This is a genomic window from Roseovarius carneus, assembly GCF_020141465.1.
GTDB classification, from domain to species: domain Bacteria; phylum Pseudomonadota; class Alphaproteobacteria; order Rhodobacterales; family Rhodobacteraceae; genus Roseovarius; species Roseovarius carneus.
Genome location: NZ_JAHSPD010000001.1, coordinates 2,179,827 through 2,206,040, shown reverse-complemented (window position 1 = coordinate 2,206,040; position 26,214 = coordinate 2,179,827). Strand labels below are relative to the sequence as shown.

27 protein-coding genes are annotated in these 26,214 nt (G+C 61.4%); 9 read left to right on the top strand and 18 right to left on the bottom strand.

The features are described 5' to 3' along the window. Positions 1 to 2 precede the first annotated feature (2 nt). Complete coding sequence (locus tag KUD11_RS11025; protein ID WP_146190828.1) at positions 3 to 341, bottom strand: hypothetical protein; 339 nt, start codon at positions 339 to 341, stop codon at positions 3 to 5. A gap of 268 nt (positions 342 to 609) precedes the next feature. Between KUD11_RS11025 and KUD11_RS11020 the strand changes: the two genes are divergently transcribed. Genes KUD11_RS11020 through KUD11_RS10995 form a run of 6 tightly spaced genes read left to right on the top strand, consistent with a single transcriptional unit; the run spans position 610 to position 6,557 of the window. After that, entirely contained in the window at positions 610 to 3,495 is a 2,886-nt protein-coding gene (locus KUD11_RS11020; RefSeq protein WP_109384654.1) for a monovalent cation/H+ antiporter subunit A, read from the top strand. 1 nt (position 3,496) lies between these two features. Then, positions 3,497 to 3,844 (top strand): Na+/H+ antiporter subunit C, encoded by a 348-nt coding sequence (locus KUD11_RS11015; protein WP_109384655.1) that lies wholly within the window; start codon positions 3,497 to 3,499, stop codon positions 3,842 to 3,844. Then, complete coding sequence (locus KUD11_RS11010) at positions 3,841 to 5,379, top strand: monovalent cation/H+ antiporter subunit D (protein ID WP_109384656.1); 1,539 nt, start codon at positions 3,841 to 3,843, stop codon at positions 5,377 to 5,379. Before KUD11_RS11015 ends, KUD11_RS11010 begins: the two co-directional genes overlap by 4 nt. A gap of 1 nt (position 5,380) precedes the next feature. Then, a complete protein-coding gene (locus KUD11_RS11005; RefSeq protein WP_109384657.1) occupies positions 5,381 to 5,881 on the top strand; it encodes a Na+/H+ antiporter subunit E in 501 nt (166 codons plus the stop codon). Then, a complete protein-coding gene (locus KUD11_RS11000) occupies positions 5,878 to 6,165 on the top strand; it encodes a K+/H+ antiporter subunit F (protein ID WP_109384658.1) in 288 nt (95 codons plus the stop codon). The genes KUD11_RS11005 and KUD11_RS11000 overlap by 4 nt, the downstream gene beginning before the upstream one ends. Continuing rightward, a complete protein-coding gene (locus KUD11_RS10995; RefSeq protein ID WP_109384659.1) occupies positions 6,162 to 6,557 on the top strand; it encodes a cation:proton antiporter in 396 nt (131 codons plus the stop codon). Before KUD11_RS11000 ends, KUD11_RS10995 begins: the two co-directional genes overlap by 4 nt. 6 nt (positions 6,558 to 6,563) lie before the next feature. Here the strand turns inward: KUD11_RS10995 and KUD11_RS10990 are convergent, their stop codons facing one another. From KUD11_RS10990 to aguB, 3 genes are read right to left on the bottom strand one after another with little or no spacing between them, the layout of a single operon-like run. Then, complete coding sequence (locus tag KUD11_RS10990) at positions 6,564 to 7,622, bottom strand: agmatine deiminase family protein (RefSeq protein WP_109384660.1); 1,059 nt, start codon at positions 7,620 to 7,622, stop codon at positions 6,564 to 6,566. Beyond that, entirely contained in the window at positions 7,619 to 8,644 is a 1,026-nt protein-coding gene (locus tag KUD11_RS10985; protein WP_219930171.1) for an agmatine deiminase family protein, read from the bottom strand. Before KUD11_RS10985 ends, KUD11_RS10990 begins: the two co-directional genes overlap by 4 nt. A gap of 36 nt (positions 8,645 to 8,680) precedes the next feature. Then, positions 8,681 to 9,559, bottom strand: a complete 879-nt coding sequence (gene aguB / locus KUD11_RS10980) for an N-carbamoylputrescine amidase (RefSeq protein WP_109384661.1) — start codon at positions 9,557 to 9,559, stop codon at positions 8,681 to 8,683. 132 nt (positions 9,560 to 9,691) lie between these two features. Here aguB and doeA point away from each other — a divergent pair, with 132 nt between their 5' ends. After that, a complete protein-coding gene (gene doeA / locus KUD11_RS10975; RefSeq protein ID WP_109384662.1) occupies positions 9,692 to 10,876 on the top strand; it encodes an ectoine hydrolase DoeA in 1,185 nt (394 codons plus the stop codon). Positions 10,877 to 11,080: 204 nt separating this feature from the next. Here doeA and KUD11_RS10970 read toward each other — a convergent pair whose 3' ends face one another. The 3 genes from KUD11_RS10970 to KUD11_RS10960 are packed head-to-tail and all read right to left on the bottom strand — an operon-like array spanning position 11,081 to position 13,620. Then, positions 11,081 to 12,079 (bottom strand): GlxA family transcriptional regulator, encoded by a 999-nt coding sequence (locus KUD11_RS10970; protein WP_109384663.1) that lies wholly within the window; start codon positions 12,077 to 12,079, stop codon positions 11,081 to 11,083. A gap of 3 nt (positions 12,080 to 12,082) precedes the next feature. Beyond that, the gene (locus tag KUD11_RS10965) at positions 12,083 to 12,850 is read right to left on the bottom strand and encodes an inositol monophosphatase family protein (RefSeq protein WP_109384664.1); all 768 of its coding nucleotides are present in this window, start codon (positions 12,848 to 12,850) and stop codon (positions 12,083 to 12,085) included. Then, entirely contained in the window at positions 12,847 to 13,620 is a 774-nt protein-coding gene (locus KUD11_RS10960) for a DeoR/GlpR family DNA-binding transcription regulator (protein WP_109384665.1), read from the bottom strand. Before KUD11_RS10960 ends, KUD11_RS10965 begins: the two co-directional genes overlap by 4 nt. 144 nt (positions 13,621 to 13,764) lie before the next feature. Here KUD11_RS10960 and KUD11_RS10955 point away from each other — a divergent pair, with 144 nt between their 5' ends. Together KUD11_RS10955 and KUD11_RS10950 are read left to right on the top strand one after the other, a co-directional pair. Continuing rightward, entirely contained in the window at positions 13,765 to 14,658 is an 894-nt protein-coding gene (locus KUD11_RS10955) for a phosphotransferase (RefSeq protein ID WP_109384666.1), read from the top strand. Continuing rightward, positions 14,655 to 17,093 carry a GcvT family protein gene (locus tag KUD11_RS10950; RefSeq protein WP_109384667.1) on the top strand — a complete coding sequence of 813 codons (2,439 nt, stop codon included), beginning with the start codon at positions 14,655 to 14,657 and terminating at the stop codon, positions 17,091 to 17,093. The genes KUD11_RS10955 and KUD11_RS10950 overlap by 4 nt, the downstream gene beginning before the upstream one ends. Positions 17,094 to 17,181: 88 nt before the next feature. Here the strand turns inward: KUD11_RS10950 and KUD11_RS10945 are convergent, their stop codons facing one another. The 11 genes from KUD11_RS10945 to bchL all read right to left on the bottom strand — a co-directional run bounded on the left by KUD11_RS10945 (position 17,182) and on the right by bchL (position 26,197). Continuing rightward, positions 17,182 to 17,676, bottom strand: a complete 495-nt coding sequence (locus KUD11_RS10945) for a c-type cytochrome (RefSeq protein ID WP_109384668.1) — start codon at positions 17,674 to 17,676, stop codon at positions 17,182 to 17,184. A gap of 82 nt (positions 17,677 to 17,758) precedes the next feature. Next, the gene (gene hemA, locus KUD11_RS10940; protein ID WP_109384669.1) at positions 17,759 to 18,973 is read right to left on the bottom strand and encodes a 5-aminolevulinate synthase; all 1,215 of its coding nucleotides are present in this window, start codon (positions 18,971 to 18,973) and stop codon (positions 17,759 to 17,761) included. Next, positions 18,970 to 19,797, bottom strand: a complete 828-nt coding sequence (gene puhE / locus KUD11_RS10935) for a putative photosynthetic complex assembly protein PuhE (RefSeq protein WP_109384670.1) — start codon at positions 19,795 to 19,797, stop codon at positions 18,970 to 18,972. The genes hemA and puhE overlap by 4 nt, the downstream gene beginning before the upstream one ends. After that, entirely contained in the window at positions 19,797 to 20,924 is a 1,128-nt protein-coding gene (gene acsF / locus KUD11_RS10930; protein ID WP_109384671.1) for a magnesium-protoporphyrin IX monomethyl ester (oxidative) cyclase, read from the bottom strand. The genes puhE and acsF overlap by 1 nt, the downstream gene beginning before the upstream one ends. Next, entirely contained in the window at positions 20,921 to 21,217 is a 297-nt protein-coding gene (locus KUD11_RS10925) for a hypothetical protein (RefSeq protein WP_109384672.1), read from the bottom strand. The genes acsF and KUD11_RS10925 overlap by 4 nt, the downstream gene beginning before the upstream one ends. A gap of 21 nt (positions 21,218 to 21,238) precedes the next feature. Continuing rightward, positions 21,239 to 21,700: a photosynthetic complex assembly protein PuhC gene (gene puhC, locus KUD11_RS10920; RefSeq protein WP_109384673.1), complete on the bottom strand. Its 462-nt coding sequence runs from the start codon at positions 21,698 to 21,700 to the stop codon at positions 21,239 to 21,241. A gap of 11 nt (positions 21,701 to 21,711) precedes the next feature. After that, positions 21,712 to 22,356, bottom strand: a complete 645-nt coding sequence (puhB, locus tag KUD11_RS10915) for a photosynthetic complex putative assembly protein PuhB (RefSeq protein ID WP_109384674.1) — start codon at positions 22,354 to 22,356, stop codon at positions 21,712 to 21,714. Between the two features lie 36 nt (positions 22,357 to 22,392). After that, entirely contained in the window at positions 22,393 to 23,166 is a 774-nt protein-coding gene (gene puhA, locus KUD11_RS10910) for a photosynthetic reaction center subunit H (RefSeq protein ID WP_109384675.1), read from the bottom strand. Positions 23,167 to 23,184: 18 nt separating this feature from the next. Beyond that, positions 23,185 to 24,612 (bottom strand): PucC family protein, encoded by a 1,428-nt coding sequence (locus KUD11_RS10905; RefSeq protein ID WP_109384676.1) that lies wholly within the window; start codon positions 24,610 to 24,612, stop codon positions 23,185 to 23,187. Then, the gene (gene bchM, locus KUD11_RS10900; RefSeq protein ID WP_109384677.1) at positions 24,609 to 25,301 is read right to left on the bottom strand and encodes a magnesium protoporphyrin IX methyltransferase; all 693 of its coding nucleotides are present in this window, start codon (positions 25,299 to 25,301) and stop codon (positions 24,609 to 24,611) included. Before bchM ends, KUD11_RS10905 begins: the two co-directional genes overlap by 4 nt. Beyond that, entirely contained in the window at positions 25,301 to 26,197 is an 897-nt protein-coding gene (gene bchL, locus KUD11_RS10895) for a ferredoxin:protochlorophyllide reductase (ATP-dependent) iron-sulfur ATP-binding protein (RefSeq protein ID WP_109387937.1), read from the bottom strand. The genes bchM and bchL overlap by 1 nt, the downstream gene beginning before the upstream one ends. Positions 26,198 to 26,214 lie beyond the last annotated feature (17 nt).

Sequence of the window (26,214 nt, the reverse complement as noted above, 5' to 3'; positions counted from 1 at the left end):
CGCTAACCTATACGCCACAAGCACCCATCTGGCCCGAAGTCCTGCACCACATGCCCGTCCTTCTGCGCCCTTTGCAGCGCGTCACGCACCCGCTTTAGCACATCGGGCCATATATCATCGCCCCATCCCTTCGCGGCCATGATCTGCGCCGCTATCGCCTCATCATCCGCAGGGGCAACCCGTAGCGCGTTGATGATTGTCAGCTTCAACTCATTGCGCCCGAATAGCTGCTTGTAATTGCCACGCGGTGCGATGCCCTTGGGGTCGCCCTCATAACCGCACAGCACCAGCGCGCGGTCTATGGCGTCCAGATCAGCCTTGAGGGTGTCAGCGGCCTTCATAGCGACCTTGTGCTGGCCCGCTATCTCGCCGCGTTTCTTGATTAAGCCGTGTAATACGATTGATTGTCCCATGACCCTTTATAGCGCGTAGGGTTTCACAAGTGTTGGTGCGTTTGATGCATAAGGCCACAAATGCCCGCCACCTGCGGCGTCCTGACCCAGTATTGATCGTTTTTTGTCGGTTTCGCTTGAGAACCCGACAGTTTTCCCCCAGATATGCGAAAATTTCAGGCCCGAGACCATAGGCCCTTAAAGATCAGGAGTTCGCGTGTCCCTCTTCCTTATCGTCGCCCTACCATTCCTCGGGGCTTTGTTGCCCGGTCTCATGAATTCCGCAGGCCGTGCCGCCTGCGCCGGGGTCACCTTTACCGTGACCCTCATCGCCCTTGTCGGGCTTTTGACCAACTTGCCCGCCGTTATGGCCGGAGAGCTTGTGACCGCAGGGACACCTTGGCTGCCGGCACTTGGGCTTAATGTCACGTTCATGCTGGACGGGCTTGGCTTTTTCTTCGCCTGTCTGATCCTCGGCATAGGCCTTTTGATCATTACCTACGCGCGCTATTACCTCGCGCGTGAGGATAATATGGGTGAGTTCTTCACCTATCTGCTGTTGTTCCAAGGCGCGATGGTCGGCATCGTGATGAGCGACAACATCCTGCTTTTGCTTATCTTCTGGGAGCTGACGTCGCTCTCGTCCTTCCTGCTGATCGGCTATTGGAAGCACCTGCCTGCGGGCCGTCAGGGCGCGCGCATGGCACTGGCTGTCACTGGCATGGGCGGCCTTGCGATGATCGGCGGGATGCTGATCCTCGGCAATATCGCGGGCAGCTTCGAACTGAGCGTGATCTTGCAGAACAAGGAGCTTATTCAGGCCTCGCCGCTCTACCTGCCCGCGCTGATCCTGATCCTCATTGGGTGTTTTACCAAATCCGCTCAGTTCCCGTTCCATTTCTGGTTGCCGCACGCGATGGCCGCGCCCACGCCCGTCTCGGCCTATCTGCACTCCGCCACAATGGTGAAGGCGGGGATTTTCCTCATGGCGCGGATGTGGCCGGTGCTCTCGGGCACGCCGGAATGGTTCATTCTGGTCACGGGCGCGGGTTTGATCACCATGGTGCTGGGCGCGGTGATTGCGCTCTTCAAGCATGATCTCAAGGCGCTTCTCGCCTTCTCCACCGTCAGCCATCTGGGCCTCATCACCATGCTGCTGGGCACCGGCACCGCCTTTGGCGCTATGGCCGCGATGTTCCACATCCTCAACCACGCGACATTCAAGGCCGCGCTTTTCATGGCAGCAGGGATCGTGGATCATGAAACCAAGACCCGCGATATCCGCATCCTTGGCGGGTTGCGCACGCTCATGCCGATCACATTCGTCATCACCACACTGGGCGCGCTGTCAATGGCGGGCATCCCCTTGCTCAATGGGTTCCTCTCCAAGGAGATGATGCTGGAGGAGGCGAACCGCACAGCGCTCTTCAACTCTGCGTGGCTGGTCCCGGCGCTGGCCACCATCGGTTCGCTCTTTTCTGCCGCCTATTGCTTCCGCCTCATCAGCCATACTTTCCTCGGCCCGGTGCGCGAAAGCTATCCGGCCAAGCCGCATGATCCCGGCATCGGCCTCTGGGGGCCACCCGCCCTCTTGATGATCCCTGTCATCGCAATCGGCATCGCCCCCTTTCTCGCCGAGCCCTTCATCAAGATGGTCACCGCCTCGGTTCTGGGCGGCGAAGCAGACGTGCCGACGGCCTATTTCAAGATCTGGCACGGGCTGGTGCCAGCACTTTACATGTCAATGATCGCCACGGCCGGCGGCTTGATCCTGCTGGCCCTGCACAAATATCTTCAGGCCGGATGGGACGCGGCGCCGCGCCCCGAGGCCAAGACGATCTTCGACGCACTGGTCGAAGCCATCACCTCCGCCGCGCGCAGCTTCACCCACGGGCTGCACAATGGCGCCTTCACCCGCTATGGCGCGATCTTCGCGCTCGCCGTGGTGGGGGCTGGCTACTACGCCTATACCTCAGGCACCGTCCTGCCCTCCGCGCGGGCGATGAGCCCAATACAGGTTGTCCCTGCGGCAGGCTGGGCCATGCTCGTCGCGGCCACAATCGGGCTGGTGCTTTTGCATCGCAACCGGCTGATCTCGCTTATCATGGTCTCCATAGTCGGCCTGATCGTCTCGCTTGGCTTCGTCTATTTCAGCGCCCCCGATCTTGCCATGACGCAGCTGACCGTGGATGTGGTCACGCTGGTCCTGCTGCTTTTGGCGCTCAATTTTTTGCCCAAAAGCACCCCTGTCGAGAGCAACGTAGCGCTGCGTCTGCGCGACGGGGCCGTGGCCGCAATCGGCGGGCTGGCCGCGACCGGCATGGCCTTCCATTATCTGATGCGCGATGCGGTTGAGACGCCCATCTCGGCCTTTCATGTCGCCAATTCCTACAAGGGTGGCGGCGGTACGAATGTGGTCAACGTGATCCTCGTCGATTTCCGTGGCTTTGACACCTATGGCGAGATCATCGTTCTGGGAATCGCGGCTTTGCTGATTTACGCGCTGACCGAAACCCTGCTCAGCGGTCCCGTGCGCGCACGCTTGTTCAACCGCAAGCCCGATCAGGCGCGGGCGGGCGACATGCATCCGATGATGATGATTGTTCTGACGCGGGTGATGATGCCCGTTGTTCTGATGGTCGGTTTCTACATCTTCCTGCGGGGCCACAATCAGCCGGGTGGTGGCTTCATCGCGGGGCTGGTCGTGTCCATCGCGGTTGTGATGCAATACATGGCGAGCGGGCTGGCCTGGACCAATGCGCGCATGCGCTACCCCTATCACGGCGTCATCGGTGCGGGTGTTTTGATCGCAGGGCTCTGCGGCATCGGCTCGTGGCTGGTGTCCAAGCCCTTCATGACCACGGATTTCACCTATGTACGCATCCCGCCCTTCAACGAGTTTGAACTGGCCACGGCGCTGGTCTTTGATCTCGGCGTGTTCCTGACGGTGGTGGGGGCGGTGATGCTCTCGCTCGAAAGCTTCTCACGATTGGCGCGGCACGCCCATGTGCCGGACACCGATGAAAAACTGGATATCGACCCCGAACCAGATGACCCGCCCGAGCCCCCCGCCCCACAGCCAAACCTGAAGGAGGGCGTGTGATATGGAATTTCTCGTCGCCTCCGCCATCGGCGCCATGACCGCCGGAGGGCTCTATCTGGTGCTGCGTTTGCGCACCTTCCCGGTGATCCTTGGCATCGCCATGCTCACCTACGCGGTGAACGTGTTTCTCTTCGCCTCAGGCAGGCTCACCGTGGGCTCCGCGCCCGTGCTGCGCGAGGGTGTGACCAACTACGCAGACCCGCTGCCGCAGGCCTTGGCGCTGACGGCCATCGTGATCTCCTTCGGGATGACCGCTGTGGTCGTGATGATCGCCCTTGGCGCGTATCTGGGATCAAACGACGATCATGTGAATGACCCGGTTGAGCCGGATACGGAGGATCGGACATGACCCATTGGATCATCTTGCCGGTGATGCTGCCTGCCATGGTGGCCCCGTTCATTATCCTCGCCGCGCGCTATCATATGTCCATTCAGCGGGTCGCGACCGTGGCCAGCATGATCGCCCTCATAGCACTTGCGGCGGGCCTTGTGTGGCAGGCCTCTGACGGCACGGTCACGATTTACCGCCTCGGCGATTGGGCCGCTCCGTTCGGCATTGTTCTGGTGGCCGACAAGCTTTCGACGATGATGGTGCTTTTGACCGCAATCCTCGGGCTTTTTGTGGCGCTCTATGCCATTGGGTCCAAATGGGACGAGCGGGGGCGGCATTTTCATGCGCTGTTGCAGTTTCAGATCATGGGGATCATGGGCGCGTTCCTGACGGGCGATCTCTTCAACCTCTTCGTGTTCTTCGAGATCCTGCTCATCGCCTCCTACGGGCTGATGATCCATTCGGGTGGGAACAAACGCCTGCGCGCAGGCGTTCAATACGTGCTCTTCAACCTCTTGGGTTCCACGCTGTTCCTCTTCGCCCTCGCCGCGATCTATGCGGAAACGGGCACGCTCAACATGGCCGATCTGGCCGAGCGCGCGCAGATGGTCAGCGCCGATGAAACCGTGGGCCTGCGTATCGCCGCCGTGCTTTTAATCTTGGTCTTTGCGGTAAAGGCCGCGCTGGTGCCGCTGCATTTCTGGCTCCCATCGAGCTATGCAGAGGCGCCCGGTCCCGTGGCCGCCCTCTTCGCGATCATGACCAAGGTCGGCGCCTACGCCATCATCCGCGTCTACACGATTATCTTCCCGCCCGATCTTGAGGCGACGGCAGGCCTGCACACCCAGTGGCTCCTGCCCGCCGCGCTCATATCGCTGGCGCTGGGGATGGTGGGCGTGCTTGCGGCCAAGACGCTGGACCGGCTGGTGGCTTTTGCCGTCATCGGCTCCATGGGGATGGTGATGACGGCCATCGCGCTCTTTTCCCAAGAGGCGATAGCGGCGGCACTTTACTATATCATCCACTCCACGCTGGCCGCCGCCGCCCTCTTCCTGATCACCGATATGGTCCGGCAAGGCCGCGCTGATCTGCGCCTCACGGCCCAAGCGCCTGTGCCCGGCCACTTGCTCATTGCGGGGCTCTTCATGACGACGGCCATTGCGATGGCGGGCCTGCCGCCCCTGTCGGGCTTTGTGGGCAAACTGATGATCCTTGATGCGTCCTACACATCGCCCTTGATGCCATGGGTCTGGTCCGTGATCCTGATCTCAAGCCTCATCGGCATTGTGGGCTTTGCCCGCGCGGGCAGCACGTTGTTCTGGAAGGCGCGCAGCATCGAGGCTGAGACTGCACCGAAAGGCGCGCCGCCTTCCGCCCTTGCGGCCATCGCCGCGGGTGGGCTGATTGCGCTGCTCATCGCACATACGGTCTTCGCAGGGCCAATTTACCGCTATACTGAGGGCGCCGCCGCACAGCTTTTCGCGCCGGAGGCCTATATCGACACCGTGCTGAACACCCCCGGCAAGCTCAGCCCAATGACGGAGGAGAATTAAGATGAAAAGCTTTTTCGCATGGCTCTTCCCGCATCCGGTGCTGACGCTGATCCTCACCGTCGTCTGGACGCTTTTGCAAAATCAGGTGTCGGCGGGCATGGTCGTGTTCGGCCTGATCCTCGGGATCATCATTCCGATCCTCACCTCGCGCTGGTGGCCCAACAGCCCGCGCAAGTTCAAGATGGGCCGCATGATCTCCTATTGCCTGCTGGTGCTCTGGGATATCATGGTCGCCAATGTCGAGGTCGCATGGATCGTTCTGACCCGCCCCAACGCCAAGCTACGCCCCGCATGGGTGGTCGTGCCAATCGACCTGACGCAATCCGAAGCGATCACGATCCTCGCGGGCACCGTCACCCTCACGCCCGGCACGGTGTCTTCCGACATCTCGGCTGGTGGGCGCAGCCTACTGGTTCATGCGCTGGACACCGATAACCCGGACGCCGTGCGCGACGAGATCAAAAACCGCTATGAACGCCGCCTGAAGGAGATCTTCGAATGAGCCAAGCAATGGATGTGATGAACATCGCCCTGATTATTGCGTTTGCCGCCGTGGCATTGGCGCAGGTCTTGTCGATGGTCCGGCTGGTGATGGGACCTTCGGTAGGTGACAGAATCCTCGCGCTCGACACGATGGTGATCAACGCAATCGGCTTGATCGTTTTGATGGGCATTTCCCAAGGCAGCACGATCTATTTCGAGGTCTCGCTGATCATTGCGATGCTGGGCTTTGTGTCCACCGTCGCGTTTGCACGGTTTATCATGCGGGGGGATATCATCGAATGAGCTGGGATATTATCGGCATCTACGCCACCTCCGCCGCCCTTATCATTGGCGCGATCTTTGCCATGGTCGGCGCCATTGGCCTGATCAAGTTTAACGATCCCATGGTGCGGATGCACGCCCCCACGAAGGTGGGCACTGTGGGCATCGGCGCGCTTCTTGCGGCGGCAATCATCTATAATTCGGTGATCGGTGACGGGGCCATCCACGCGATCCTGATCATGGCGTTCCTCTTCGTCACAGCGCCCATTTCGGCCAATTTCATCGCCAAGGTGAACATCCACCGCCGCAACTGCGACACGCTCCCCGCCCCCGAGGGCGACGAGACATGGTCCACGCTCAACGTGTCTGAGGCCGACCGCGCGATCGCGCCACAAAAGGACGGCGCGGCCTGATAGGGATCAGGCCGGCTGCTGCTGCGTCATGCAGTGGATGCCGCCGCCGTTCCAACAGATATCGGCGATATCCACCTGAACGATCTTGCGATCCGGGAATGCCTTGGCGAAAGTCTCGACCGCAGGCGCGTCCGTCTTGGTGCCAAAGCGCGGCAGGACCACGCCCCCGTTTGCGATGTAGCAATTGACGTAAGACGTCGCGGTCCAGTTGCTGTCATCGACGTAGGTATAGGCCTCATCCAGCAGCGTGATCTCGATCTCGCGCCCGTCCGCATCGGTCTGCCCCCGCATGGCGCGCAGGTTCTCCTTGACCACAGCATGGTGCGGATGGCTCGGGTCAGGGTTGTCCTCAAAAAGCACATGGCCGGGACCCACATAGGTCAGCACACCGTCGATATGCCCGTCGGTGATCCATTCATCCTCATCACCGGGAAGCCAGATCACCTTGCGCGCGCCGATGGCGTGGAACAATTCGCGCTCCACCTCCGCGCGTGTCATGCCGGGATTGCGGTTGGGGTTGAGCAGGAAAGTCTCTGTGGTGATCACCGTGCCCCTGCCGTCGGAAATCAGCCCGCCGCCCTCGCCCACCAGCGGCGACTGGAAAAGCGGCAGGTCGAGATGCCCAGCAAGGGCCGCACCCACGGCGCGGTCCGCGTGCGAGCCGGGGTATTTCTCGCCCCAATTGGTGAAGTGCAGGTTCGACGCCATGGTCCTGCCGCCGGGGTCCTGCACGAACAAAGGCCCCGTGTCGCGAAACCACAGATCGTCCTGCGGCAGCGTCACCACCTCGACATTGGCTGGCAAAAGCGCCCGCGCCCGTGCCGCAACAGACGGATCGGCAATCACGCGCACCGGCTCAAACTCGGCAATAGCGGCGGCGATAGCGACAAAGCCGCGCTCCACCGCGCCGAAATCACGTTTGCCCCAGTTCTCATAGTGATCATCATGCACCCACGCCATCCAGCAACACGTATGCTGCGCCGTCTCGGCGGGCATGACAAAGCCCATCTCGCCGGGGGTCTGGCCAGCAGCGAGGGCGGCTTTCACCTCGTCAGCGGCGCTCATACCTTCGGCTCCTGCTGCGTGATGCAATGGATGCCGCCACCGCCAATGGCGATGGCGGGGATCGGCACCTGCACCACCTCACGCCCCGGCAGAGCGTCCGCCAGCAGATCGCGCACTATATCATCCTCTGCAATGCCATAAGCAGGCATGATCACCGCGCCATTGCAGATGTAGGAATTCACGTAAGAGGCGCAGAACCTTTCGCGCCCGTCATTCACCTCGGACGCATCGGGGATCTCGATCAATGTGAGCGCGCGGCCCGCCGCATCCGTCTGCCCGCGCAGCGCATCCACGTTCGAGACGTTGATGTCATACCACTCGCCATCCTTCGGCCCCGGCCCTTCACAAAGCACCACGCCGGGCGCAATGAACTGCGCGATGCCGTCCACATGCCCGTCCGTCTCCACCTCCAAAGGGTTTCCGGGCAGCCAGATCACCTTGGAGACGCCAAACATCTCGCACAGTTCCTCGGTGATGGTATCACGAGTCCAGTCGGGGTTGCGGTTCACGTTGGGAAAACAGCTGATCGTGGTGAGCAGCGTGCCTTCACCATCGACGCTGATCCCGCCACCTTCGGCAATCAGTTTGGAGGTATAGGTTTCCACCCCCGCCGCCCCGGCAATCGCCGCCGCCACGCAATTGTCGCCATCAAAGGGCGTATATTTCCCACCCCATGCGTTGAACTCAAAGATCGACGCTGCCATACCGCCCTTGCCGTTGATCACGAAGTTCGGCCCGCAATCGCGGCTCCAGCTATCGTCGATCGGATGCTCCAACAGGTCCACATCACTGCCCAGCATCGCATGCGCCGCTGCGCGATCCTCGGGGCGCACCAGCATGGTCACAGGCTCAAACCGCGCAATCGCATGGGCCACCGCCGCATAGTTGCGGCAGGTCTCATTCATATCGTCCCAGACTTCGGTCCGCGTGGGCCACATCATCCATGTGCGGGAATGCGGAGCCCATTCGGGTGGCATGTGAAAGCCGGCAGCCTTGGGTGTGATACCTGTGGTCCGTGTCATCTGAAAATCCTTCTGCAAAATCTCCGAAACCGCCCCTCAGGTCGGTCGTGTCACCCCGTCAAGTGTCTGAAGCGCGCCATACATGCTGGGCCTGCGGTCCCGGAACGGCCCCCACGATCCACGATAGGCCGCCGCCTCGTCCAGATCGACCGTGGCGGTCAGCACTGTCTCCTCGCTGCGATCCGCATCGGTCAGGATCTCGCCCGTGTAACCCGCGATGAAGGAGGTGCCGTAGAAATCGGCCTGCAAATTGCCCTGAACCTCGGTTCCCACCCGGTTGGACGCCACCAGGGGCATCATATTGGCCGCCGCGTGCCCTTGCATGGTGCGCCGCCAATGGGCCGCGCTATCAAGCTCGGGCGCGTGCGGCTCGGACCCGATGGCGGTGGGGAAAAGCAACATCTCAGCTCCTCTGAGGGCAAGCGCGCGCGCCGTCTCCGGAAACCACTGATCCCAGCAAATGCCACAGCCCACCCGGCCAAACCGCGTGTCAAATACCTGAAACCCGGTGTCGCCGGGGCTGAAATAGAACTTCTCCTGATAACCGGGTGATTGGGGGATATGCGTTTTGCGGTAGCCGCCCAAAATCGTGCCATCCGCATCGGCAATTGCCAAAGCGTTATATCGCGCCTGCCCCGCCCGCTCATAATAGGAGATCGGCAACACCACACCCAGCGTCTTTGCCAAAGCCGAAAAGTGCTTCACCACGCGGCTCTCGGACATGGGCCGCGCAAGCTCCAGATACTGGTTTTCTTCCAGCTGGCAGAAATACGGCGTCTCGAAAAGCTCCTGCAAGAGGATCACCTGCGCACCGGCCTCAGCGGCTTTGCGCACATGCGCCTCGGCGCGGGCGATATTGTCATCAATGTCCCAAGTGCAGGACATTTGCGTGGCGGCGAGGGTAACGGGGCGCATGGCTGCCTCTTTATTTGATCAAATTAAGACCGAACGCTAGCCGCAGGGACCCCCTCCGCGCAAGCCCGATATTGTGTGAAACCCGCTTTACCCCTAGCGTGCGGGGACAATCGCCCAGAACTGGAGCACAATATGCCCGCCACCGACCTGCCCTTCACCCCCGAAGAATACGCCGCACGCCTCGCGAAAACCCGCACCGCCATGGCCGCGCGCGGGATAGACACCCTGATCGTGACGGACCCGTCGAATATCGCATGGCTCACGGGATATGACGGGTGGTCCTTTTATGTGCATCAGGCCGCCGTGATCGGCATGGAGGGCGCGCCCCTCTGGTGGGGCCGCAACCAAGACACCCAAGGTGCTTTGCGCACCGTCTATATGCCGCCAGAACAGGTCGTGGGCTATCCCGATACCTATGTGCAATCGACCGAACGGCACCCGATGGACCACCTCTCGGATCTTTTGCAAAAGCACGGGCATGGCGCGGCGCAGATCGGCGTGGAGATGGACAATTACTATTTCTCCGCCGCCGCTTTCGCAGCCCTCTCGCGCAATCTGGAATGCGCCACGCTGATCGACGCCACGGCGCTGGTCAATTGGCAGCGCGCGGTCAAATCCGAGGCCGAGATCACGTTTATGCGCCGGGCCGCAAAAATCGTCGAAAGGATGCACGCCCATATCGCCGAGCGAATTGAGCCGGGGATGCGCAAATGCGATCTGGTTGCGGAAATCTATGGCGTGGGGATCAAAGGCACCGACGCGTTTGGCGGCGACTACCCGGCCATCGTGCCGCTTTTGCCTACAGGGACCGATGCCGCCGCCCCGCACCTGACGTGGGACGACAAGCCGTTTGAGCGCGGTGCTGCCACCTTCTTCGAGATCGCAGGCTGTTACCGCCGCTACCACGCGCCGCTCTGCCGGACGGTCTTCCTCGGCACGCCCCCCGATGAGATCAAGCGCGCGGAAGAGGCCCTGATCCGTGGCCTTGAGGCAGGACTGGACGCGGCGCGCCCCGGCAACCGGGCCTGTGACGTGGCCAACGCACTGCACGCAGAGCTGGCCCGCGCGGGCATCGAGCGTGAGGCGCGCTGCGGCTATCCTATCGGGATCAGCTATCCGCCCGATTGGGGCGAGCGGACGATCAGCTTTCGCGCCAGCGACGAGACCGTGCTGGAGGCGGGCATGACGTTTCACTTCATGCCCGGGCTCTGGATGGACAATTGGGGGATCGAGATCACCGAGAGCATCGTGATCCGCGATAACGCCGCTGCCGAATGTCTGGCGGATGTGCCCCGGCCTATGCTGATCAAGCCCTGAATGCACAAGAGCCCTCAGTAACCCTGCGAAAGGCTCTGCTGCACTCAGCGCAGCTATAGGCCTATGGTGGGCACCGCGCATCGCACAAGGGGCGGTGCGTGCCGGACGGGGCGATCTGCAACATGGCCCCTGCATAGAGGCAGCATTGCCGATGGGACGCGCACGATCTTTGCACCTGAAAATATGGATAAACGGGCCTGAAACCTACCATGTCCGGCGAAACCGCCCCGGTGCCATATCGTATTTGCCGCGAAATGCACGGCTGAGCGCCGAGCCGCTGCCAAAGCCCGTGGCCACCGCAATCTCGGAAATTGGCAGGTCCGTCTCACTGAGCAGCGCATAGGCCCGCCCGAGCCTGAGGTCCGTGTAATAGCGGCGCGGCGAGAGGCTCAGATGGGCCGCGAAACTGCGCTCCAACTGACGTTTGGAGATACCCACCTGTGCTGCAATCGCCTCCACGTTCAAAGGCTCCTCAAGGTTAGCCTGCATCAGCCGCATAGCCGCAATCACATGCGCGTTGCGGCTGCCGATGGCCGCCGATTGCGCAGTTTTCTGGGGCATATCGCCAGAATGGCTGCGCCCGTGCAGGCACATATCAGCCACAACGAGGGCAAAATCCGTGCCGAAATCATCCTCGATCAGGCTCAGCATCATATCGGTGGACGCGGCCCCCCCGGCGGCGGTCATGAGATCCCCATCCACCTCAAAGAGGTTTGGTGTGGGCACCAGATCGGGGAAGATTTCCAGAAACCCCGGCTGGTTCTCCCAATGCAGCGTGAAGCGCCGCCCGCGCAAAAGCCCCGCCCGCGCCAGCGTGAACGCTCCGGTGCAGATCGCCCCGACCCGCACGCCGTGCGCGGCCTGCCCCGCCACCCATTTGGTAAGATGCGGATCATGGGTCTGCCCCGGCTCAATCCCTGAGCACACAAAGAGACGCGCGCCCCGCGGCGCACGCGCAAGCGGACCATCCGGGACCAGCGCCAGATTGTTGGAGCAACGTACCGGCGCGCCATCGCGGCTCATCGTGTGCCAGCGATAAAGCTCCTGCTGCGCGATCTGATTGGCGATGCGCAAAGGCTCAATCGCGGCACTGAGCGCCAGCATCGTCAGCTTGGGCAAGAGCACGAAATCAAGCTTGCGCGGCCCGGCCACAGGCGGCAGGCGAAACGTGGCGGACCCTTTTGGAATATAGCCCTCAGCCATCGCTCACCCGTTCAGCACATCGAGAAGCTCGGCATGGAGTGCAGGCGTCGCCGCGCTTACCACCCGTCCGTCCGAGCCAAGACCAAGCGCGCGCCCCTCCCAATCGGTGATCACGCCGCCCGCTGCCTCAATGAGCGGGGTGAGGGGTAGAAAATCATAAGGCTCCAGCCCGATATCCGTGACCGCATCCACATGCCCAGCCGCGACAAGCGCATGCGGATAGCAATCATAAGACATCCGCCGCGTGTGCCCCGCCTTGCACAGCCGCGCAAAGCGCGCGGGATCATCCGCGACACAGCGCTCGGCCTCATTGACGAAAAGAATGGCCTCTGACAACCCCTCCACTCGCCGCGTACGTATGGGCGCGCCGTTGAGCGTGGCCCCCGCCGCGCTCCCCACAAAGGTCTCGTCGAGCGCAGGCATCCGCACGACACCGACCTGAGGCACACCGTCTTGCAAATGACCCAGAAGCATCCCGAACCCCGGATAGCCCGACAGGAAAAACCGCGTGCCATCAATCGGATCAATGATCCATGACGGCCCATCAAGCGACCCTGTGACACCAAATTCCTCACCAAACACACCGTGATCTGGGAATTCCTTGGCCAAGCTTGCCCGGATCGCCTCCTCCGTTGCGCGGTCGGCCACGGTCACGGGGCTTGCGTCGGCCTTGGCCTCGATCCCGAGCGCGCCTTGGCGAAAATATCGCATCGGCACAGCACTCGCCTCTTCGGTGATGCGCGCGGCGGCCCTCGCGAGATCCACGCTCATGGTGCCACCTCGATCGCCACGCCCCAGCCGCGTGCGGCCTGCGCCAGATCCTTGGGCGGCGCCGCATCGGTGATCAGCAGATCCACACGGCTCGGTGGGCAAACCGTGATCGGTGCAGCCCGCCCCAGCTTGCTCGCATCCGCCGCGACCCAGGCCGCACCGGCATTGGCCAAAACGGCCCGACAGAAATTCGCCTCTTCCAGATCGTGCAACATAAATCCATCCTCCGCCGTCACCCCGGCGGTCGACAGGATCGCCAGATCGGTCTTGAAATTCTCGGCAAAGCGCATCGCCTCGGCCCCGAACGCACCGCCATCATGGGCCCTGAGCGCGCCCGCCGCCATATAGACCTGATTGCCGTTGCGGGTGGCCAGTTTGAACGCCACCGTCACCGAGTTCGTGACCACCATCAGCCCCGAATGGTCGCGCAGCGCATCGGCGATATAGGCGGTCGTGCTGCCCACATCCAGGAAAAGCACCGCCCCGTCCCGCAGCTTGCCCGCCACATGACGCGCGATCCGCTGCTTGGCCTCGGGCGCACGGGCAAGCCGCTGATTAAAATCGCCCTCGCCCTCCGAGGCTGCAAGACGTGCGCCGCCATGCATCTTCTCGACCTGCCCCACATCCGCCAAGCGCTTGAGATTGCGCCGCACCGTCTCCTCGGACACGCCCAGTTCGTCGGCCAGACGCCCGACCCGAAGGCTGCCTCCAGCGCGGCGCAGCACGTCGAGAATCTCTTGCTGGCGGTGATTTGGAGGGGTGAGGTTCATGAATTTCCTGAGCGGCTTTGAGCGTTCTTTCAGGCAATCTGCCCTATACGCGCGCCAAAACCAACATAATTCCACAAAATATGTTGCAAAACGTGGGAAGCTACGGTTCAAACGATAAGGAGAGATCATGATCCGGGGACTGCCATGACCGCTGACGAGGCATTGAAAATCGCACGCGCCTTGCCCTGCTGGACCGCGCCCGAGGCCGCAGCCCCCCTTGAGGGCGGCATCACCAACCACAACATCCGCCTGCGCGATCAGGGCCGCGATTACGTCGTGCGCCTCGGGGCAGATATCCCTGAGCACGGTATCATGCGTTGGCACGAACTGTCGCTGAGCCGCGCGGCCGAGGCCGCAGGCCTCTCGCCCCCCGTGCATCACTCCGAGCCCGGCGTGCTGGTGCTGGATTTCATCGAAAGCGAGGCTCTGGGCGAAGAGGATCTGCATGACGCAAAGACGCTTATGGCCGCCACCGACCTCATCGCGCAAATCCACCGCACCATGCCCGCCCATCTGCGCGGCCCGATCCTCAGCTTTTGGGTGTTCCACATCCTGCGCGATTACGCGGCCAGTTTGCGCGCTCAGGGCTCGCGTCATATCCCCGCCCTGCCCGCCTTGCTCGCGCAAGCGGATACGCTGGAGCGTGCCGTCGGCCCTGTCGATCTGGTGCTGGGCCACAATGACCTTCTGCCCGCCAATATCCTGCGCGCGCCCGACCGGCTCTGGGTGATTGACTGGGAATATGGTGGTTTCAACTCTCCCCTGTTTGATCTGGGCGGGCTGGCCAGCAACTGCGCGCTGGAGCGACCTGCCGAGGAGGCCATGCTGGAGCGTTACTATGGAACGCAGCCCGATGCATCCCTCTGGCACAGCTATACGGCGATGAAATGCGCGTCGCTCTTGCGTGAGACAATGTGGTCGATGATCTCCGAGCTGACCTCGACCGTGGATTTTGACTACGTCGAGTACACCGACAAGAACCTCTCCCGATATGCCGCGGCCTATGCCGCCTTTACTGCCCAAGGATCCCCCACATGAGTGATTTTCCCACCCAAGCGCAGGCCGTCATCGTCGGCGGCGGCATCGTCGGCTGCTCCACCGCCTATCACCTCGCCAAGCTTGGCTGGGACGTGGTGCTCTTGGAGCGCAAGAAACTCACCTCCGGCACGACCTTCCATGCCGCGGGCCTCGTGGGTCAATTGCGCTCCTCCGCCGGGATCACGCAGCTTCTGGGCTACTCGGTGGACCTCTACAAGACGCTGGAGGCCGAAACGGGCCAAGCCACGGGCTGGAAAATGAATGGCGGGCTGCGGCTGGCCTGTAACGAAGAGCGCTGGACGGAAGTGAAGCGGCAGGCCACGACCGCGCACTCCTTCGGGCTGGAGATGGAGCTTCTGACCCCATCGGAGGCACAAAAACTCTGGCCACTGATGCAGGTCGATGACGTGATCGGCGCGGCCTTCCTGCCCACGGACGGGCAAGCGAACCCCTCGGACATCACCTTGTCGCTGGCCAAGGGCGCGCGGCAAAGCGGAGCGCGGATTTTTGAGGATACGAAAGTGACCCGCGTCATCGTTGAGAAGGGCGTGATCAAGGGCGTGGAGACCGACAAAGGCACGATTGAGACACCCGTCGTAATCGCGTGCTGCGGGCAATGGACCCGCCAATTCGCCAAGCAAGTCGGTGTCAACGTGCCGCTCGTGTCGGTCGAGCATCAATATATGGTCACCGAGGCCATCGACGGTGTGACCTCTGATCTGCCCACCTTGCGCGATCCTGATCGCCTAACCTATTACAAGGAAGAGGTCGGCGGGTTGGTCATGGGCGGCTATGAGAAAAACCCGATCATGTGGGCCAAGGATGGCATCCCCAAGGATTTCCACTACACCCTGCTGGATAGTAATTTTGACCACTTTGAGCAGCTTATGGAGCTGTCCTTGGGCCGCGTCCCCGCACTGGAGACCGCTGGCATCAAGACGCTGACCAATGGCCCCGAAAGCTTTACCCCCGATGGCAATTTCATCCTTGGCGAGGCGCCGGAGCTGCGCAATTTCTACGTCGGCGCGGGCTTCAATGCCTACGGGATCGCGGCGGGCGGTGGTGCGGGTATGGCGCTGGCCGAATGGGTCGCCAAAGGCGAGCCGCCTTATGATCTCTGGCCCGTGGACATCCGCCGCTTTGGCCGCCCGCATTTCGACACGGACTGGGTCCGCGCGCGCACCTATGAGGCATATGGCAAGCATTATACGATGGCCTGGCCATCCGAGGAGCACGATAGCGGACGGCCCTGCCGCCGCTCGCCGCTTTACGGTGTTCTGAAAGACGCAGGCGCGGTGTTTGGCGAAAAGCTGGGCTGGGAGCGGCCAAACTGGTTCGCGGCCCCCGGAGAAGAGCCGCGCGATATCTATACGTTTGAGCGGCCCAACTGGCACACAGCCGTGGCGCGCGAACATAAGGCGGCGCGCGAGGCGGCGGTGCTTTTTGATCAGACATCCTTCGCCAAATTCACCCTCAAAGGCCCAGATGCCGAGGCCGCCCTTAGCTGGATTGCAGCCAATGACGTGGCACGCCCCGTGGGCAGCCTGATCTATACCCAAATGCTCAGCGATGCGGGCGGGATCGAATGTGATCTCACATGCCTGCGCGTGGCCGAAGATGAATACTACATCGTGACTGGCACCGGTTATGCGACCCATGACTTTGATCACATTGCCAAAAACATCCCTGAAGGACTGAATGCGCAGCTGGTCGATGTGACCTCCGCCTTTGCGGTTCTGTCGCTCTTTGGCCCGCGCGCGCGTGGCATATTGCAGGCCGTAACCCGCGATGACGTGTCGAACGCAGCTTTCCCCTTCGCCACGGCCCAAACCATCGGCATCGCAGGCGCGCCGGTGCGCGCACTTCGCGTGACCTATGTGGGCGAGCTGGGCTGGGAGCTTCATCTGCCGGTGGAATACGCCCTTTCGGTCTACGAGGCGCTGCATCAGGCGGGCGCGGAGCATGGGTTAATCAACGCAGGGTACCGCGCGATTGAAACGCTCCGGCTGGAGAAGGGATACCGCGCATGGTCCTCGGATATTGGCCCGGATCACACACCGGATGAGGCGGGGCTGGGCTGGGCGGTGAAGCTACGCAGCAACACGCCCTTCAAGGGGCGCGATGCCGCCGCCAAGCAGCGCGAGGAGGGCGTGGCCAAGCGCATGGTCACCTTCACCGCCGATCCGAATGTAATCCTATCGGGGCGCGAAACGATCTACCGCAATGGGGAGCGTGTCGGCTTCCTCAGCTCCGCAGGCTTCGGCCATACGCTGAACCAGAGCATCGGCATGGGTTATGTGCGCGGCGCGGCGGCGACCACGGCACAGAGCGTTCTGGAGGGGGAGTACGAGCTGGAAGTGGCCACGATCCGCGTGCCTGCCAAAGCGCATCTCAAGCCGCTGTATGATCCGCAGATGGCGCGGGTGAAATGCTGATAAAGCGCCAACCGCCAAACATGAGCCAAACATAAAAAGGGCCGGCTTGATCACTCAGGCCGGCCCATCAATCTCTTAGATGCCGCTCTTAGTTGGTGGCAGCCGCGTCGCCCTCTTCCGTCGCGGGCGGTGCCAGCGAGTAGAGATAGGCGTATAGGTTTATCGCGTCTTGCTCGTCGCGAACCTTGAAGGCCATCTTGCCGCGCGCTTTGCTGTCATCGAGCACCTCTTTGAGGTAGGCAGTCGGGTCCTGAACATAGGCCACGAAGCTTGCTTCGTCCCATGCAAGGCCCATTTCCTCACCCAAGGCTGCCAGCGACTTGCTGTAGCGGAAACCTTCGACAGAGCCTTTTGGCTTGCCCGCGATTGCATAGAGGTTGGGCCCTGTGCGCGCGTTGCGGCCTGCGAGTGTCTCACCAGCTTCGTCTTTTACGACGTGGCAAGCCACACATTGACGGTTGAACTGCTCTTCACCAGCGGCTGCGTCACCGGATGCGGTCAGAACCGCCTCTTCGGTCGCGTCTGTGGCAAAAGCAGGCGCAGCCATCAGCATCACGGCGGCGGTAAGTGCAAACTTGTTCATATTATCTCCCTGATTCTCATACTGGGACGAGCACACATGGCGCTCGTTCGTTCTATGATAATAGCGTCTCGCTCGGGTAATTCTAGGCCACTGCGCGAGAAATTGCGCATTGTTTCCACAAAGTTGTCAGCGCCTCGATCAGATATTCAATATCGGCGTCCGTATGAAGGGGCGACGGGGTGAATCGCAAACGCTCCGTGCCCTTGGGAACGGTGGGATAGTTGATGGGTTGCACGTAGATGCCCCACTCTTCCATCAAATGATCCGATAACATCCGGCATTTCACCGGGTCCTTGATCATCACTGGGATAATATGGCTATCGTTCATCATATGCGGGATGCCTGCCGCATCCAGACGCGCGCGCAAGAGGGCCACCTGACGGCGTTGCTTGGCGCGCTCCAGCTGGCTGACCTTGAGATGCGCGATCGACGCGCGCGCCGCCGCCGCCACGGCGGGTGGCAAGGCGGTGGTAAAGATGAACCCCGATGCGAACGAGCGGATGAAATCGCAAAGTGCAGCCGAGCCGGTAATATACCCGCCCACCACGCCATAAGCCTTGCCAAGTGTACCTTCGATCAGGGTGATCCGGTCCGCCAGCCCTTCGCGCTCGCTGACACCACCGCCGCGCGGGCCGTAAAGGCCAACCGCGTGAACCTCATCAAGATAGGTCATCGCGCCATATTTCTCGGCCACTTCAACGATCTCGCGCATGGGGCAGATATCGCCATCCATGGAATAGACGCTCTCGAACGCCACGATCTTGGGCACATCTGCGGGCAGAAGGCTGAGCTTCATCTCCAGATCGGCCACATCATTGTGGTTCCAGATCACCTTCTGCGCACGGCTGTGGCGGATGCCTTCGATCATCGAGGCATGGTTGCCGGAATCGCTGAGGATCACGCAATTGGGCAGGCGCGAGCCCAGCGTGCTCAGGGCCGCCCAGTTCGACACATATCCAGAGGTGAACAGCAAAGCAGCCTGCTTGCCATGCAGATCGGCCAGCTCCTCTTCGAGCAACAAATGATCGTGGTTCGTGCCCGAAATGTTGCGCGTCCCACCTGCGCCCGTGCCGGTGCGGCGCACCGCCTCGCACATGGCGGAGATTGTTTTGGGATGTTGCCCCATGCCCAGATAATCGTTCGAGCACCAGACCGTCACATCGCGCACACCGTCGTTGTGGTGGTTGGCAGCGCGAGGAAACTTGCCGCACTGGCGCTCTAGCTCGGCAAAATAACGGTAGTTGCCGTCTTCCTTGAGAGCGTCGATCTGGGCGGTGAACATCGCATCGAAATTCATGGTGCTATCTTTCCGTTTGTATCATCAGAGGCGTGCGCAGAGTGGATCTGCGGCCCGCGCGGCGTGGGAAGCATCCAGCGCCAAAGCTTGGCATCGGGCAGCGGAACCACCATCAACCAATGTTCAAGAAGCGCCAGCGCCGCCAGCGCGCTCAGAAGGGCATAGGTGATTTGGGCGTAGCCCGTATCGGCGGTCCAAAGCTGATGGACCAACCCGCCCGTCAGAAGAGACAGCGCCGTGATCGCGACCGGAAAGGCCAGCGTGATCGGCCCGCGCCGGAAATAGGATTTGATATGCTCAAGAGGGCGCGGCACAAATTCGGTATTGATGCGCGGCACGCCGAAGAAAAGGTTGAGCTTGGCCAATATCCGCGCGCCAAACAGCACAAGATAGGCCCAAAGCGCCATCGGATTGGCCGCACCGTGGCAGACCAGAACCATCACCAACAGACCTACCAGAAGCAATGCCTCATGATGCGCCACCACGGACCATCCGCGCCACAAACGGTCCAGCCCGAACACATGGGCCGGGCATTTCGCCCGCGTTGGTCCGGTGACAAGGCCCGTGAGGAAGGTCAGCTCGATCCAACCCCAGATCGCCAGCGCCGCGAGAAAGCCCGTATAGGCCCCCGCGACGCTTGTGTTTTCAACCGAATGGATCAGCAGCGCAAAGCCAAGCGCCAGAACGGGCGTGCCAAAAAGCACCGACCGGCCATGCGCATGCCCCCCTGCCCGGTCGGCGCGACGCACCACCAACAGGATCACCCCGGTGGCGAACCACCAAACGAAGAGGGCGAAAAGAGCTGCAATCCAAGGCGTTGTCATCAGTAAGCAGGCTCCAGACGCACTTGGGCGGGCGCCTCATGCTTGACCACGGGGATGGTATAGAGCGACACGAACGCCGCCCCCGCCTTGGCCATGCCCAGCACGCGTATCACCATGCCGCCGATCCCGCCGCGCGCCTTGGCCTTTGCCACCTGAACCGATGCGTCCTGCAACCGGTCCAGATTGGGCCGCCAGCGGGGATGGTCGATGTCGATGGTGAAGGGGAAGACCTGCTTGGTGATCTCGGAGGTTTTGCGGAACACTTCCTGACCATACCAGGTCGTGTCGACACCCAGCGCCTCATGGAAGATGGGCCGCTGATGATCGCGCACCCACATGGTGGAATAAACCGCCGTGAGGAAGAACTTGATCCAGAGCTTGTTGGCCCGGCTCTCGGTCAGCTTCGGATCGGTCTTCAGCAGAAGGGCAAAGGCCTCGCCATGGCTGAACTCATCATTGCACCACTCGCGGAACCATTTGAAGATCGGGTGGAACCGATGCTCAGGGTGTTCCTCAAGGTGGCGGAAGATCGTGATATAGCGTGCATAACCGATCTTTTCCGACAGGTATGTGGCGTAGTAGATGAATTTGGGCCGGAAATAGGTGTATTTCTTCTGCTGGGTCAAAAAGCCCAGATTGACCGAAATCCCCGCCTCGCGCAGCGCATCGTTGATGAAGCCCGCGTGACGGGCCTCGTCGCGCGCCATCAGTTGAAACAGCGTCGTGATATCCTCATTGGACCCGCGCCGCTTCATTTCCTTGTAAAGAACGCAGCCCGAGAACTCAGCGGTGCACGAAGAAATCAGGAAGTCGATGAACTCGGCCTTGAGGCCCGGCTCCATCCCGTCCCAATCAACATCATCCCAATCTTCATTTTTCTTGAAATGGCCCTTGTTGGGGTCGGCCTTCATCTGCGCGATCAAAACGTCCCAGTCCTTGCGCACGGGGGTGACGTCAATCGCGTCCATCTCGTCAAAATCGGTGGTGTAGAAGCGCGGCGTGAGCAGCGTGTTCTGCATCGCAACGGCCGTGGCCTCATCATTGGTCAGCGGCGGCAGCGCCTCTTGGCGCGCGATGGCCTCTTCGGCGGTAGCCGCGGTAGAGCTGTGAGGGGTTTGCACGTTCATGACAAGATCTCCTCGGAGAATGAGAATTCGCAAAGCTCCATGAACTCCAGATCGCCCGTCTGGCGGGTCCACCAACGCTCAAGCTTGGAGGCGCGGGTGATGGTGGCCATACGCTCTTCGCGCACAACCTCTCCGTAGGGGGCCATGATCTCTTCGCCATGGACCTGAACGCTATCGCCGGGATAGATCACGGCACCGTTCTCAAATTTCACATGCGCCGACAGCTCCTCGAAGCGGTGGCTGATTTCGACCGTGCAGGGCGCGGTCTCCGTTTCTCTCAGTAGCAGTCCCATAAGGTTCCCTCCTTTTATGGGTTAGTCGACCAGCCTGGCGAAGGCGGCGATATTGTCTTTACCATACCCGATTAAGTCCACGGACCAATCCGTTACCGTGTCTTCAACGGATATATTTCCGTTCGTCCGGCGCAGAACCCGCACCGGGGGCGTGTCGCCGGGTGTGTCGGCCACACCTGCCAGCGCGCGTTCGCGGGCAAGCACCCGCCAGATCACACCGATGAAGCCCTGCTTGTCCTCGCCGGAGCGGGCGATCACATCCCCCCCCGCGTTATAGACGGTGACGGCCCCCTCGCGGGTGCCCTCCATCCGGATCAGGCTGGAGGCCGCTTCTGGCGCCACGGTCAGAACGCCCGCATGGCTCCGATCGCTGATCGCCTGATAGCTTACAAGGGCCAAGGTCCCGAGGATAAGGCCGAACATCGCCCGGACCAGAAACTTGGGCACCATTTCAAATTCACGCGTTTGTGGCTTGGTCGTCATTGGTCCTCTCCTTACTCGGCGGCCAGAGCGCTGACGGCCTCGCGGGCCGGGATCCGCTCCACTTTGGGCTGTGAGACGCGCGCATCAGCGGCCTCGGCGAAAATACGCGCCACTTCGGGCGCATCATCAATGCACCGCAGCGCAGGCTGCGTGCGGGCAAAATGCCATGGGCGCACATGCGGCCAGCACAGAATGTAGGAAAAGCGCGTGTCTCCGATCAGCTCGAAAGCAATCGTGCCGGAGCCTTTTTTGCCGCGCTCTTCAAGCTTGGCCGTGCCAATGGCCACATATGGCAGGTTCAGCGTCATGGTGAGGGCGGCACCGATCCGCATCGCCACCCGTTTGTTTGTCAGCGTGTAGACCGCCGCGCGGGCCTGCATATAGGCCAGCCCGTAGATCAGCGCGCAGGCCACCAGACCTACCAGCGCAAGGGGGATACCGTGGCTCATCGCCTCGGCCATGGGATAGGTGGCCGAGGAGGCACCGATCCGCCAGATCACCAAAAGGACGAAATATCCCGCGACCCAGTTCAGGCAAAGCGCCTCACGTGCCAGTCGCAGGGCATTCGGGCTACCCTGCCAGAGGATATGCTCTCCCTCTGGCAATACTTCTGGCAATCCTCGGACCGGCTCGAACTTGAAATCATCGTGGGACATGTCGTCTCCCCCTTACGCGTTTAGGTTTGGTCCGCCTCAGATCACAGGATCTGCGCGGCGATCATGGGCATAAAGCGTGCCCCCGGCGAACCAGGCCATGATCTTCTCTTCTTCAAGCAGGGTCACTTTGTCCGCGGCTTTCACCTTGGGGATCCCTGCAAAATTGTGCCCGTAGAGCGAGCGTACTTTGACGTGGTCGGATTTGATCCGAACCATGTTGATCGGCATCAGGCGGTGCTCGCCCGACCCTTCCGGGTTGAGGTCGATAGTCAGGAAACGCACCATATGCTCAGGCACGTCGATCCACATATCAACCACACGACCAACAATCTCACCGTCCCCAGCCATCACGACCTTGCCACGCGGATCACGGCCAGCGCTGATGCGGAAATCTTCCAGCATCGACATCGGCTTGATCTTGGGATGGCCATGCGCATCCAGCTCCGGCACATCGCGGCGCGGCGCCCATGCGGCAGGGCCAACACCATCCACCATGGGATCACCCGTTGGGATGTAGGGAGATCCTGCGGATTTGGCCGTGCGCTCCAGAGCAAGCTTATCGCGGTCTCCGCGTGCGCCCGATGGATAGGTCAACTCGCCCGCGCCATGGGGCAGTTTGAATGTCTTGTCCGAGGGCAAGGGGAACGGGCCCTGATTGGGGGCCGCTTTGCCATCATCATCTTCTAGCGGATAGCCCTCACGCATATTCTCGGTTTGCAGATAATAGATCAGCAGTGCGAAAAAGAGCCAGAAGAGCCAGATCGATGCACTCGCCAGGTCGAAGTCTCCGAAAAATTCCATGCCTACCATGATATTGTCCTCCGTAGGTCAGGTGGGGAAGTCCGCGAGGCCGAACTTGGCCTTGCGGGTTCCCAATGCCCGGACACGCACAAGCGGGCCAAGGGCAATCAGGGTGAAGAAAAGCAGGTATACCTCGATATGGTACACCACCGAGTAACCGACTGCGGGATCGCTGAGTGCATCGCCGAGCGCTCCCGAAGCGGAAAGGTTTGAGACCGTGTCGCGAATTGCGCCACCGATCACGATCGAGAGACCCGCAGCAGTGGCTTGCGCCCCGCCCCAGGCCCCAAGGGCAAGTCCTCGGCCAGCAAGACCAGCCGTGGGCATCGTCATGGCCGCCGTCAGCGTGGCCACGGAAAACAGACCGCTGCCAAAGCCGATGGCGAAGGCCCCGGCAAAGAAAAGCGGGATTGAATCGAGCGGATCGGCAAAGATCACCATGGTGAAGGCGCAGACACCTATGAGGATCCCACGCGCGGCCATGCGGTAAGGATCAATCCCCTGCGCCAGCCACCGCGCCGCAAGCGCAAAGCCCCCCAGCGCGCCAATCGCCCACATCGCCGTCAAAAGCGTGGTCGAGGACACCGAAAGCCCGAGGATCTCACCGCCATAAGGCTCCAGCAGGACGTCCTGCATGTTGAAGGCCATCGTGCCCATGAAGACCACGACCAAAAGCCGCCCGGCATCACCACCAGAGGTGAAATCGGCCCAGGCATCGCGGAACAGGGGGCGCGGTGCTGTGCGCTCCTGCTTGGTCATCGGTGCCATCTTCTCTTGCTTCCAAAGCGCCACGAGGTTCAAAAGAACCGTGACAACGGCGGCTCCTTGGACCACTTGGATCAGGCGCAGCTCGCTGAAATCACGCAGCAAAAGCCCGATGATGATCGACGAGATCAACATACCCACAAGGAACATGACATAAAGCAGCGCCACAACGCGGGGGCGTGCCTCTTCTGTCGCGCGGTCAGCGGCAAGGGCCAGCCCCGCGGTCTGAGTCATGTGCATCCCAAGCCCGGTCAGAAGAAACGCAAGCCCCGCCCCCACTTCGGCGGCAAAAGACACGTCCATCGCCTGCGTGCCAGTGAAGAGGACCAGCCCCATCGGCATGATCGCAAGGCCGCCAAACTGCCACAGCGTGCCAAACCAGAGATACGGCACCCGCTTCCAGCCAATCGCGCTGCGATGCGTGTCCGAGCGAAAACCCAAAAGCGCGCGAAACGGAGCAATAAGCACCGGAATCGCAATAAACGTGGCCACGATCATCGCAGGCACGCTCAGCTCCACGATCATCACCCGGTTGAGCGTGCCAAGAAGCAGCACGCCGGCCATCCCGACCGAGATCTGGAAAAGCGCCAGCCGCAACAGCTGCCACATGGGCAGGCCCACGCTGGCCGCATCCGCAAAGGGCAGCATCTTTTCCGTGAACTTTGTCAGGGGATGGCGTTCGTCTTTCATGGCCGAAACTCCAGGGCGGTGGAAATGTAGAAGCCCGAGTTGATGCGCTCAATCTCGCGCAGGCTGCCGCCTGCCCCAAGGGTTTCCAAAGCCTTGGAGACACGTGCACAGCTTTCGGGGATCATCGAAGGGGACCGGTCCGAGCTTGGGAAAATCTTGCCCACGCGCCACATGGTCATCAAAAGTGGCGTGCGGGGGGCCAGCGTGAAGATCATCGAGGTCGTGATGCGTGGCGCCACGCCCGCCAGCATCCGCGCCACGCTACTCGCGCCATAATAAATCATGCTGTCCATCGCCAGCGCGTGGTCAAACTGACCCAGTTCCGGGCTCAGCATATCGCCAGACGCAAACGTAATCTGCCCGCGCAATCCGTCCGGGCAGCGCGCCTCGGCGATCTTGATCAGCTCGGGCGAGATATCAACGGCCACCACATCAGCGCCGCGCGTCGCAAGCTCAACCGCCATCGCGCCCGTGCCGCAACCCGCATCCAACACCCGCGCGCCATGCAGATCGGCAGGCAATTGCGCCAGCATCAGATCGCGCATGCGGTCCCGGCCTGCGCGCACAGTGGCACGCACGCCCGAGACAGGCGCGTCTGATGTCAGACGCTCCCAGACCTTGGTGGCCGAGCGGTCAAAGTAATGCTCAACCCGGTCCCGCGTCGCGTCATATGTGGCGCTCTTGTCCATCAATCGAACCCAAGAAGCTCAAAGATTTCACGATCCGGCAATGGCGCAGGCGCAAGAGGGTCCGTCCCGGCCCAGAGGGTCTCGGCGAGGCGGATATACTCTTTGCGCACCTCGACCACGTCTTGCTCGTCGGGCATCTCGAAAAGGGTCTTTTTCTTCAGGCGTGAGCGGCGGATCGCATCGAGATCGGGCATATGCGCGATCCGGTTGAAGCCCACCGTCTTGCAATAGCGATCCACCTCGTCAGTGTCCTTGGAGCGGTTGGCAACACAGCCTGCCAGACGCACTTTGTAATTGGCCGATTTGGCCTGCACAGCGGCAATGATCCGGTTCATCGCATAGATGCTGTCGAAATCATTGGCCGTCACAATGAGCGCACGGTCCGCATGCTGCAAAGGGGCTGCAAATCCGCCGCAGACCACATCGCCCAGTACGTCGAAGATCACAACGTCCGTGTCTTCCAGCATATGGTGCTGCTTGAGAAGTTTCACAGTCTGGCCAACCACATAGCCGCCACACCCGGTGCCCGCAGGCGGTCCGCCCGCCTCCACGCATTTCACGCCGTTGAAGCCTTCAAACACGAAATCCTCGGGCCGCAGCTCTTCCGAGTGGAAATCCACATCCTTGAGGATGTCGATCACCGTGGGCACCAGCGTACCAGTCAGGGTGAATGTGCTATCATGCTTGGGATCACAACCGATCTGAAGAACCCGCTTGCCCAGCATGGAAAACGCCGCCGAGAGGTTCGAGGAGGTCGTTGATTTGCCGATCCCGCCTTTGCCATAGACCGAAAAGACCTTGGCCCCTTCGATCTTCATCGCGTCATCTTGATGGACCTGCACCGAGCCTTCGCCGTCTTGTCCGCGCAAAATGGGGGGTGATTTATCAAGTGCCATGTTCATTCCTCTTTCCG

Bases quoted from the DNA above. Each gene is read 5' to 3' on its own strand.
- KUD11_RS10970 (WP_109384663.1), bottom strand. From the start codon at position 12,079: ATGGCTGAGGGCTATATTCCAAAAGGGTCCGCCACGTTTCGCCTGCCG.
- KUD11_RS11005 (WP_109384657.1), top strand. From the start codon at position 5,381: ATGAAAAGCTTTTTCGCATGGCTCTTCCCGCATCCGGTGCTGACGCTG.
- KUD11_RS10925 (WP_109384672.1), bottom strand. From the start codon at position 21,217: ATGGGACTGCTACTGAGAGAAACGGAGACCGCGCCCTGCACGGTCGAA.
- aguB (WP_109384661.1), bottom strand. From the start codon at position 9,559: ATGCGCCCCGTTACCCTCGCCGCCACGCAAATGTCCTGCACTTGGGAC.
- KUD11_RS10985 (WP_219930171.1), bottom strand. From the start codon at position 8,644: ATGACACGGACCACAGGTATCACACCCAAGGCTGCCGGCTTTCACATG.
- bchM (WP_109384677.1), bottom strand. From the start codon at position 25,301: ATGGACAAGAGCGCCACATATGACGCGACGCGGGACCGGGTTGAGCAT.
- KUD11_RS10950 (WP_109384667.1), top strand. From the start codon at position 14,655: ATGAGTGATTTTCCCACCCAAGCGCAGGCCGTCATCGTCGGCGGCGGC.
- puhE (WP_109384670.1), bottom strand. From the start codon at position 19,797: ATGACAACGCCTTGGATTGCAGCTCTTTTCGCCCTCTTCGTTTGGTGG.
- puhC (WP_109384673.1), bottom strand. From the start codon at position 21,700: ATGACGACCAAGCCACAAACGCGTGAATTTGAAATGGTGCCCAAGTTT.
- KUD11_RS10990 (WP_109384660.1), bottom strand. From the start codon at position 7,622: ATGAGCGCCGCTGACGAGGTGAAAGCCGCCCTCGCTGCTGGCCAGACC.
- KUD11_RS11010 (WP_109384656.1), top strand. From the start codon at position 3,841: ATGACCCATTGGATCATCTTGCCGGTGATGCTGCCTGCCATGGTGGCC.
- hemA (WP_109384669.1), bottom strand. From the start codon at position 18,973: ATGAATTTCGATGCGATGTTCACCGCCCAGATCGACGCTCTCAAGGAA.
- doeA (WP_109384662.1), top strand. From the start codon at position 9,692: ATGCCCGCCACCGACCTGCCCTTCACCCCCGAAGAATACGCCGCACGC.
- KUD11_RS10955 (WP_109384666.1), top strand. From the start codon at position 13,765: ATGACCGCTGACGAGGCATTGAAAATCGCACGCGCCTTGCCCTGCTGG.
- KUD11_RS11015 (WP_109384655.1), top strand. From the start codon at position 3,497: ATGGAATTTCTCGTCGCCTCCGCCATCGGCGCCATGACCGCCGGAGGG.
- KUD11_RS11025 (WP_146190828.1), bottom strand. From the start codon at position 341: ATGAAGGCCGCTGACACCCTCAAGGCTGATCTGGACGCCATAGACCGC.
- KUD11_RS11000 (WP_109384658.1), top strand. From the start codon at position 5,878: ATGAGCCAAGCAATGGATGTGATGAACATCGCCCTGATTATTGCGTTT.
- KUD11_RS10965 (WP_109384664.1), bottom strand. From the start codon at position 12,850: ATGAGCGTGGATCTCGCGAGGGCCGCCGCGCGCATCACCGAAGAGGCG.
- puhA (WP_109384675.1), bottom strand. From the start codon at position 23,166: ATGGTAGGCATGGAATTTTTCGGAGACTTCGACCTGGCGAGTGCATCG.
- bchL (WP_109387937.1), bottom strand. From the start codon at position 26,197: ATGGCACTTGATAAATCACCCCCCATTTTGCGCGGACAAGACGGCGAA.
- KUD11_RS10960 (WP_109384665.1), bottom strand. From the start codon at position 13,620: ATGAACCTCACCCCTCCAAATCACCGCCAGCAAGAGATTCTCGACGTG.
- KUD11_RS10945 (WP_109384668.1), bottom strand. From the start codon at position 17,676: ATGAACAAGTTTGCACTTACCGCCGCCGTGATGCTGATGGCTGCGCCT.
- KUD11_RS10995 (WP_109384659.1), top strand. From the start codon at position 6,162: ATGAGCTGGGATATTATCGGCATCTACGCCACCTCCGCCGCCCTTATC.
- puhB (WP_109384674.1), bottom strand. From the start codon at position 22,356: ATGTCCCACGATGATTTCAAGTTCGAGCCGGTCCGAGGATTGCCAGAA.
- acsF (WP_109384671.1), bottom strand. From the start codon at position 20,924: ATGAACGTGCAAACCCCTCACAGCTCTACCGCGGCTACCGCCGAAGAG.
- KUD11_RS10905 (WP_109384676.1), bottom strand. From the start codon at position 24,612: ATGAAAGACGAACGCCATCCCCTGACAAAGTTCACGGAAAAGATGCTG.